Below are 8,442 nucleotides of genomic sequence, written 5' to 3' on the forward strand. Positions count from 1 at the left end.
CAGGATGTTGCGAGTAGAAGGTCAAGGGGCTGTGGCGCTGGCGCGAGCTATGTGGTGTCCGCTTCGCGGATAAACCCGCTCCCACAAGGGCCGTGCGGACCTGTTGGGTGCGAGTTCAGCCGCTGAGCGGTCGCGACGGGTTAGGTCACTACCTGATAGCAAGGCACATACGCTGCCCCACCGGGCAACTTCATCCGGTGCTGATCAACGAAGGCCTGCAGCAAGCGCCCCAGTGGGTCGAGCACCGCGCTGTCGCCACGAATCTGGTATGGCCCGTGCTCTTCGATCAGGCGAATGCCCTTGTCCTTGACGTTGCCCGCCACCACCCCGGAGAAGGCCCGGCGCAGGTTGGCGGCCAGCTCGTGGGGCGGCAGGTCCCGGCGCAGCTCGAGGTTGGCCATGTTTTCATGGGTGGGGTCGAACGGTCGCTGGAAACCTTCCTCGATCTTCAGCAGCCAGTTGAAGTGGAACGCATCGTTGCGCTCGCGGCGGAACTGCTTGACTGCCTTGAGCCCCTCGACCATGTGCCGGGCCACTTCGGCCGGGTCGTCGATGATGATCTGGTAATGCTGCTGGGCCGTCTCGCCCAGGGTCGCGCCGACGAAGGCATGCAGCTGCTGCAGGTACGCCTCGGCGCTGCGCGGGCCCGTGAGCACGACGGGGAAGGGCAAGCCTTCGTTGTCCGGGTGCATGAGGATGCCCAACAGGTACAGGAACTCCTCGGCCGTGCCGGCGCCACCGGGGAAGATGATGATGCCGTGGCCGACCCGCACGAACGCCTCCAGGCGCTTTTCGATGTCCGGCAGGATCACCAGCTCGTTGACGATTGGGTTGGGCGCTTCGGCGGCGATAATGCCCGGCTCGGTCAGGCCCAGGTAGCGGCTGCCGTGCATGCGCTGCTTGGCATGGGCGATGGTCGCGCCTTTCATCGGGCCTTTCATCACGCCCGGGCCGCAGCCGGTGCAGACGTCCAGCTTGCGCAAGCCCAGCTCGTGGCCGACCTTCTTGGTGTACTGGTACTCCTCGCTGCTGATCGAGTGGCCGCCCCAGCACACCACCATCTTCGGCTCCACGCCCGGGCGCAGCGTGCGGGCGTTGCGCAGCAGGTGGAAGACGTAGTCGGTGATGCCCTGGGAGCTTTCCAGGTCGATGCGCTGGCTGGCCAGCTCGCTTTCGGTGTAGACGATATCGCGCAGGGCGCTGAACAGCATTTCGCGGGTGCTGGCGATCATTTCGCCATCGACGAAGGCGTCGGCCGGGGCGTTGAGCAGCTCCAGGCGTACGCCGCGGTCTTGCTGATGGATACGAACCTCGAAGTCCTTGTAGGCCTCGAGGATGGTCTTGGCATTGTCGACATGGGCGCCGGTGTTGAGGATGGCCAGGGCGCACTGGCGGAACAGGGTGTAAAGGCTGCCGGTACCGACTTCACTCAGTTGCTGGACTTCACGTTGCGACAGCGTCTCCAGGCTGCCTTTGGGGCTGACGGATGCGTTGATGACATGGCGTTGGGGCATCTAAGTCTTTCCTGTGCAATGAAACTTCCTACTTGGACACCACCATACCGACAAAAACGCACGGCAACGAGGGGGGCGCGGAAAAAGCCTCGTTGCCGCCTGCCAAGCAGTTACCCTAGCCCTCACGATCGTGGGCGGCGGCATAGCCTGCGATGGCGCACGGCGCTCCTGGATCAGCCGCTGCCATTCATCCGAAAAGCCGTTGTACTCCCAGGGTGATGGCCAGGCCGCCACCGATCAGCCATAGGTTGAGGATCGCCCCGGTGATCAGCGCGCGCGGGCCAGCCTGGCGGATCTGGCTAAAGCGGGTTTCCATGCCCAGTGCGGTCATGGCCATGGTCAGGGCGAAGGTGTCGAGGCTATTGAGGGTGTTCACCACCGGCGACGGCAGGACCTGCAACGAGTTGACCAGCACCAGCAGAAGGAAGCCAAAGGCGAACCATGGCACGGCGATACGCCCGCCGCCCTGGCCCTGGCCTTGCTTGCGCGAGCGGCTGATCCACAGGCCCACCACCAGCAGCACCGGCACCAGCAGCAACACACGGGTCATCTTCACGATGGTGGCGATGTGGGTGGCCTCGGGGCTCACGTTGCTGGCCGCACCCACTACCTGCGCCACTTCGTGCAGGGTGCCACCGAAGAACAGGCCCACGCCGAGATTGTCGAGCTGCACCCAGCCGGCGCTGACCGCCAGTGGGTAAAGGAACATCGACAACGTGCCGAACAGCACCACGCTGCCGACCGCCATGGCCGCCTTGTGTGGCTGCGAGCGCAGCGCCGATTCGAATGCCAGCACCGCAGCTGCGCCACAGATCGCGCTGCCCGCAGCGGTCAGCAGCGCCGTGTCGCGGTCAAGCTTCATCACCTTCATGCCCACCAACAGGCCCACCAGCAGGGTGCTGACCACTACCAGCAGCGAGACTGTCAGCCCCGACCAGCCCACCTGGGCGATCTCTTGCACGCTCACCCGCAGACCAAAGAACGCCACGGCCAGGCGCAGCAGGTTGCGCGCCGAGAAGTTGACCCCCGCCGCCCAGCTTTCCGGCAGCCCATAGCGCAGAGCATTGCCATACAGGGCACCGGCGACGATGCCGACGATCAGCGGGCTGATCCCCAGCCCGGCGATGGCCGGCAGGGCCGCCACCTGGGTGACGGCGAGGGCGAAGAGGGCGACGAACAGAATACCATTGAGCCGCCCACGGGTCGCGTGGGAAGGCGCAAGGGCGGGAGTAGGGTGGGCCGTGGCCATGGTAAGACCTCCGATGTGTATTGATGAGGTCTACGTTAATTCAGTTATAAGCTTATAAAAAATCGTGATTTAGGATGGCAAGTATCCGTTTAGCTGATATTTTGAACATATGACACCTGAACAGCTGATAACTTTCGCCACCGTCGCCGAGCACGGCAACATCAGTCACGCCGCCGCCGCGCTGCACTTGTCGCAGCCGGCCGTGTCGGGTCAGCTGAAGTTGCTGCAGGAAGCGTTCGGTGAGCCGCTGTATCAACGTGCCGGGCGCGGGGTGCGCCTGACGGCCGCCGGCGAGCAACTGCTAGGCCACGCCCAACGCCTGCGCGAGACCTTTCTCCAGGCCCAGGCCCTGCGCGACGCCATGCGTGGGATGGAGCGCGGCACCTTGCGCATCGGCGCCAGTACCACCCCAGCCAGTTACCTGTTGCCCTACCTGATCGCGGACTTCCACGCCCGCTACCCGGACATCGCGATCACCACGACCCATGGCAACACGGCGGAAATCGTCGCGGCTCTGGGTGAGCTGGACATCGCCTTGATCGAAGGCCCGCCAGGCCAGGAACTGCCGCTTGGTACCAGCGTCACCGCCTGGCGCGAGGACGAGATCGTCGCCATCGTGCCGAGCGGCCATCCGCTGGCTGACGGCGCTCAGGTGCAGACGCTTCAAGCGCTGGGGGCGTATCCGTTGGTGCTGCGCGAAAGCGGCTCGGGGGTACGGCAGTTGGTGGAGCGCGCCTTTGCCCGGGAGGGTGTGCCGATGCGCGTGGCGCTAGAAATTGCCGGGGTGGAGGGGGTCAAGGAAGCGGTACGGGCGGGAATGGGCATCGGCTTCGTGTCGGCGATGTCCATTCGCCATGAAGACAGCGCCCTGTACCGGCTGGGCATTGCGCCGCAGCCGCTGACAAGACGCTTTTCGATTTTGATGCCCCATGCCGCCACGCCGTCGAGGGCGGCGGGGCGGTTTATGGGGTTATGTCTGGGTATCGCTGATTAGAGTTGTTGCGACACGATGATTCACCTGCTTATTTTAAAGACCTGTGGCAAATGGTCCGAGGACGATCATCTCTCTCATGCAGTATGCCGACTGCCCCGGTAGGTAGGTCATCGTACTGTGGCGCCAACGTAAGGCGCATGCCTGCACCTGCCGAGTCATTCAGCCACAGTGAGGAGACAGATCGATGTGGCTGTATATAACCCCACTCGGAAGTTACTGTACCTACGGCACGAATGTTTTCTCCTAGCGTTGCCTGTGCTTTGGACACGGATGCGAGCCCCAGGTTGCTGCACGCCGTCATGGCAGCACTCCAGTTCAGCGACTCCTTGGGGATTTCATACCAGTCGCGAATGGTGAAGGTGTAGCTATGGCTGACGGAACTCCCTTTTCGCGTCCCTGTGATTGTTATAGTTCCGGATTCTCCAGGAGGAGGCGTAGTAAACGTTAGGTATCCCAGTTCACGGACGAGCCATGAGACATTTGAAGTCCAAGAGTAATCTTGATGATTAGCGTTGTTTGCCAGTACGGGGTAAAAGCTTGCCTCTGTGTGAGCTGTGGTCGGGAAATTATCTGAGAGCGGATATGTATGACGAGGGAGACCTGCACTGAGGGCTATGATTTCGGTAGTAAGTAGCTCAACGGGCCTTTTAAAACTACTCATGGCAACGCCATTGAGCCTAGGTATTACGTAGTAATTCCCTGGCTTTGTCCCTTTTAGTGACGCTGTGTAAAAACCTTTCCCCTCTTCGCGGATAAGGCCCGATGTAATGCCGGAAGTTGGTTGTCCTAAGTGGTCAGTGAGATTGAATTCGAGTTGATCTTTAAGGCCACTCAGCGGATTGCCAAGGCGATTCGCGATATGAAATCTTACCAAGCTCCAATCGACATCGTCCGCCAAGGCCTTCGGGTCCACCGACAGGCTGGACTGGGCCTCTGCTGGTGGCAGCTCGGTCAGCGTCACATCAAGCTCCAAGATATCCATCCGGTCGCGATCAACTTGGGGCGTGAACGCGTAGGTCCCTGGCAGCAGCCCCCGCGCTTTTGCGATGTAGACGCCAGTCGTACCGTCCTCTTGGAAGGGGTCGACAGTCAGATCAGGAGGTGTTGGTGTTGTACCGGCGGCATTGGCCACAACCAACTTCAGCCTATCCCCAAGCCCGCTGACAGGCTTGTCGTTGGCGTCCTTGGCCTTGAAGGTCAGTGTAGAGGTGTCAAGGTTGTCCGCCTCGATGCTGGCGTGCGAGGCGTCGAAGCTCGATCTGGTTGCGTCCGGGGGCGGAGCCGTCAGTTGCACCTTAATGGCCAGTGGGTCCATGACCTCGCTGTCGACCTGTGGCCTAAGGGTATAGGTGTCTACCTTGAGGCCGCTCGCTGACGCGGTATAGACCCCGGTCGTGCCGTCCTCCTTGATGGTGCCGAGCGAGAAATCAGGTGGTGTCGGTGATCCTCCAGCGTCGGTGGTGACGAGGAACTTCAGGGTATTGCCCAAGCCGGTGACAGGTTTGCCATTCTCGTCCTTGGCGGTGAAGGTCAACTGCGTGAAGTGTTTGCCACTCGCCTCGACGCTCGGCGGCATGGCTTCGAACTTCGAACTGCCGAAGGCTGGCGGCAAGGCGACCACTTTCACCGTGGTCTTCACGCCCGCTAGCGCCTGGCGTGCGATGGTCGGGACGAAGGTGTAGGTGCCTGCCTGCGAGCTGCGCAGTGCCGTGGTATAGACACCGGTGGTGCCGTTCTCCTGGAACGGGTCAATCGTGATATGGCCCGGTGCCGGTGGTTTACCGCTGCTGTCGGTGACGTTCAACGCCAATGTGTTGCTCAAGCCGGTGACGGATTTGCCGTTGATGTCCTTGGCCACGAACTCAAGCACAGAGGTTTTGTAATCGTTGGCCGGGATGACGTCTGGCCTAGCCTCTAGGGTCGATGTGGAAGAGGCTGGCGGCAATGCTTTAAGGAGGATTTCAGCATTCAGGCGCCCTACAGGCTGGCTGCCGAAGTATGGGGAGACAATGTAGCGGCCGGCCAGTTTGCCTTTGATCGTCGCGGAGTACGTACCCTTGGGGTGCTCCTCGATGGTGCCTACTGTCACATCCGGTGGCGATATGCTGCCCTTGTCGCCCTTCACCATGAATTTCAAACTCTTGGCAATGCCTTCCACCGGTGCGCCGTTGGCATCATTGGCCGTGAAGGTCAGTAGAGCGGTGGTCGTGTCATCGGCGGGAAGCATTGCGCGGCTTGTGACAAAACTCGAGTTGCCTTCCTCCGGCACAGTGCTGACGGTGCTGACCTGCGCTTGCGACAGCGCAGTCCCTTGAACGGACGGGGTCAAGGTAATCGATTGCGGCGTCTTGCCTGCGGTCACCCTTACTTCATAGTGGCCCGTCGAGACACGCTCAGGCTTGGCGACCACGATGCCGCCGGCGCGCGTTTGCGTCTCGGTGACGGCGATCTGGATGTCCGCCAGGGCGATGTCCACCGGTTGCTGCTGCTCGTCGCGGATGGCCAGGGTCAGGGTTTCGTAGGTGGTGCCATCGGTTGGCAGCACGGTATTGGCGGGAGTGAAGGTCGAGTGGCGCGCGCTCACCGCCGGGGCATTCACGGTCACGCGGGTCTCGCTGCGCCCGGAGCGGTTGCCTTTGCTGTCCACGGCGACGCCGTGGAGGGTGTAGACGTTGGTTTGCTGGGTTTGGTAGTCGGGCAGCACCACGCTGTAGTGGGGGCCGCCGTCGTGGACGAGCTTGCCGCCGGCCTGCAGCAGCGCCGGGGCGGTCCAGTCGATGCGCGACAGCGGGTACTTGCTATTGACCCACACGTTCAGGGACTTGGTCTCGCCGCCCTGGCCGTTGACATGGGCGGCGGCGGCCATCTGGATGACCTGCTTCTTGCGGTATTCGAGAACGATGTGGTTGTTGCGCTCGACCAGGTCGTAGCGGCTGCCGGCCATGGTGCGCAGGGCGCCGACGCCGGCCGGGTCGACCTGTTTGGCCCACGGCTCGCCGATCTGGTAGCTGAACTCGGCACCGACGGTGGTCTCGTTGCCGCCACTGCCCTTGCGCTGATCGGCGCTGAGGGTCAGCAAAGGGATGGGCGTGTAGGTGAGGCCGACGGTGACGGCGCTGGGGTCTTTCTTGCGGTTGTCCTTGCCGAACAGGCCGACTTCATCGCCGTAGTACTGCTCGTAGCTGAGCTTGCCGCCGAGCTGCGGCATCGACGGCAGCCAGGCCTCGGTGCGCAGGTCCCAGCCGTTGGCCGGGCGCTCCTGGTAGTCCTCGACATCGGGCGAATCCTTCCAACTGGTCAGACGCGTATAGCTGTTGGCGTTGACCTTGAGAAAGTCGCGCCAGTACTCGACACCCAGGCCCAGACGGGCGTGCTGGCGGGACAAGTCGTAGTCCAAAAAGCTATTGGCGCCGAGCATGTAGCCGTCGTTGAAACGGCGCACGCCCAGGCCCAGGCTGGTCTGCTGGCGGTCGTCCTTGCGGTGGATGCTGCCTTGAGTGAACAGCAACTGCTCGGGGGTGTCATGCAGCGGGGCGAGCAGTTCGACCTGGGAGTTCTTCAGCGAGAGCTTGTCGTCCACATCGATCTGCACGCGGGCGGTGCCGAAGCGGCTGAGCCACTGCTGGGCTTGGCTGCTGGCCTCCCCGGTGGCCATGCCCCGGGCTAGGGAGGCAGCGGCGTCGCTGTCGGGGTTGTCGCTGAGGAAGCTGCCGGTGCCGCTGGCCATGGCGGCGAGCTTGCGGGCCTGTTCGTCTTCGGCCTGGGCGGTGACGTCCTGGCCTGGCGAGTTGAGGTCCGGCAGTGCGTGCGCAGGGGCCGAGGGCACGGACAAACGATCGCCCGGCTTGAGGGCGTCGAGGTCGCGGCCTGGGTTGAGGGTGCGCAGGGTGGCGGTGGTGGTGGCGTAGTGGGTAGCAATCGAGGCCAGGCTATCGCCCATGGCGAAGGTGTGGAGGCGGGAAGGCGCGGGTGATTGCTTGGCCGGTTGAGTGTCGGGCACGGCACTGGCCGAAGGGGTGGCCAATGCCAGTGTCAGCGGAAGAGCGGCCTGGACGCCGATATTGAGCCAGGCCATCCAGCGGATGCCGGAGGAGGCACTGGCGTGAACGTGTTGGTTCTTCATGAAAGTCACGTGTGTAAGTGATACGTAACTTCGCTAGAAAGAGGCCGAAGAACCTATGGCTCACTCCACGCGTGTATAAATAGATACTTACGCCGCCGAAATGATCTGTAACTTTAAATTGCCCATAGGCTTGAACTAAGCGGCCTTTCCAGCAAAGCAATTAAGTTTTACTTAAGTTGTCTGAAGGCGCTTGGGTGGATGAAGGGGTGAGTGCATGCATTTAAGTCCCTTGTATATTTTCAAGGGGAGAAAAATACAAAGAGTTATGCACCTAAGCTGTAAGAAAAGACTGATGATTGGCGTGTAAAGTCTGGTAGTTTATGAGTAGGCAGGGGCCGGTGGCTCCAGAACCTGGGGAATATACGAGTACCGTTGCACAGCTCCATGGCTGATGGTCGAGCGCTTTCCACAAAGGAGCAGCCATGAGCACGTCATTGTTCAACCAGACCCCAATGGTCACGGTACGGGATAACCGCAACCTGGCCGTGAGAGAGATCGCCTTCCTCCGCCACCCCGACACCCCGCAAGTAACGGACACGCGCATCACCTACCATCGCCACGA

4 protein-coding genes are annotated in these 8,442 nt (G+C 61.9%); 1 reads left to right on the plus strand and 3 read right to left on the minus strand.

Annotation, left to right across the window (positions count from 1 at the left end):
• Positions 1–140 precede the first annotated feature (140 nt).
• Both ppnN and HMPREF3173_RS04215 read right to left on the minus strand, forming a co-directional pair.
• Entirely contained in the window at positions 141–1,514 is a 1,374-nt protein-coding gene (ppnN, locus tag HMPREF3173_RS04210; RefSeq protein WP_043215370.1) for a nucleotide 5'-monophosphate nucleosidase PpnN, read from the minus strand.
• Positions 1,515–1,701: 187 nt separating this feature from the next.
• The gene (locus HMPREF3173_RS04215) at positions 1,702–2,763 is read right to left on the minus strand and encodes a YeiH family protein (RefSeq protein ID WP_070571674.1); all 1,062 of its coding nucleotides are present in this window, start codon (positions 2,761–2,763) and stop codon (positions 1,702–1,704) included.
• A 109-nt stretch (positions 2,764–2,872) separates the two neighbouring features.
• Between HMPREF3173_RS04215 and HMPREF3173_RS04220 the strand changes: the two genes are divergently transcribed.
• Entirely contained in the window at positions 2,873–3,757 is an 885-nt protein-coding gene (locus HMPREF3173_RS04220) for a LysR family transcriptional regulator (protein ID WP_070571675.1), read from the plus strand.
• A gap of 28 nt (positions 3,758–3,785) precedes the next feature.
• On the opposite strand, the gene HMPREF3173_RS04225 is transcribed toward HMPREF3173_RS04220, so the two are convergent.
• Complete coding sequence (locus HMPREF3173_RS04225; protein WP_070571676.1) at positions 3,786–7,880, minus strand: inverse autotransporter beta domain-containing protein; 4,095 nt, start codon at positions 7,878–7,880, stop codon at positions 3,786–3,788.
• Positions 7,881–8,442: the final 562 nt, after the last annotated feature.

The sequence above is a fragment of the Pseudomonas sp. HMSC08G10 genome (assembly GCF_001808425.1).
Lineage (GTDB): Bacteria > Pseudomonadota > Gammaproteobacteria > Pseudomonadales > Pseudomonadaceae > Aquipseudomonas > Aquipseudomonas guariconensis.

What these genes read in the sequence shown, in the direction of transcription:
- ppnN (WP_043215370.1), bottom strand. Translation starts at nt 1,514, where the DNA reads ATGCCCCAACGCCATGTCATCAACGCATCCGTCAGCCCCAAAGGCAGC.
- HMPREF3173_RS04220 (WP_070571675.1), top strand. Translation starts at nt 2,873, where the DNA reads ATGACACCTGAACAGCTGATAACTTTCGCCACCGTCGCCGAGCACGGC.
- HMPREF3173_RS04225 (WP_070571676.1), bottom strand. Translation starts at nt 7,880, where the DNA reads ATGAAGAACCAACACGTTCACGCCAGTGCCTCCTCCGGCATCCGCTGG.
- HMPREF3173_RS04215 (WP_070571674.1), bottom strand. Translation starts at nt 2,763, where the DNA reads ATGGCCACGGCCCACCCTACTCCCGCCCTTGCGCCTTCCCACGCGACC.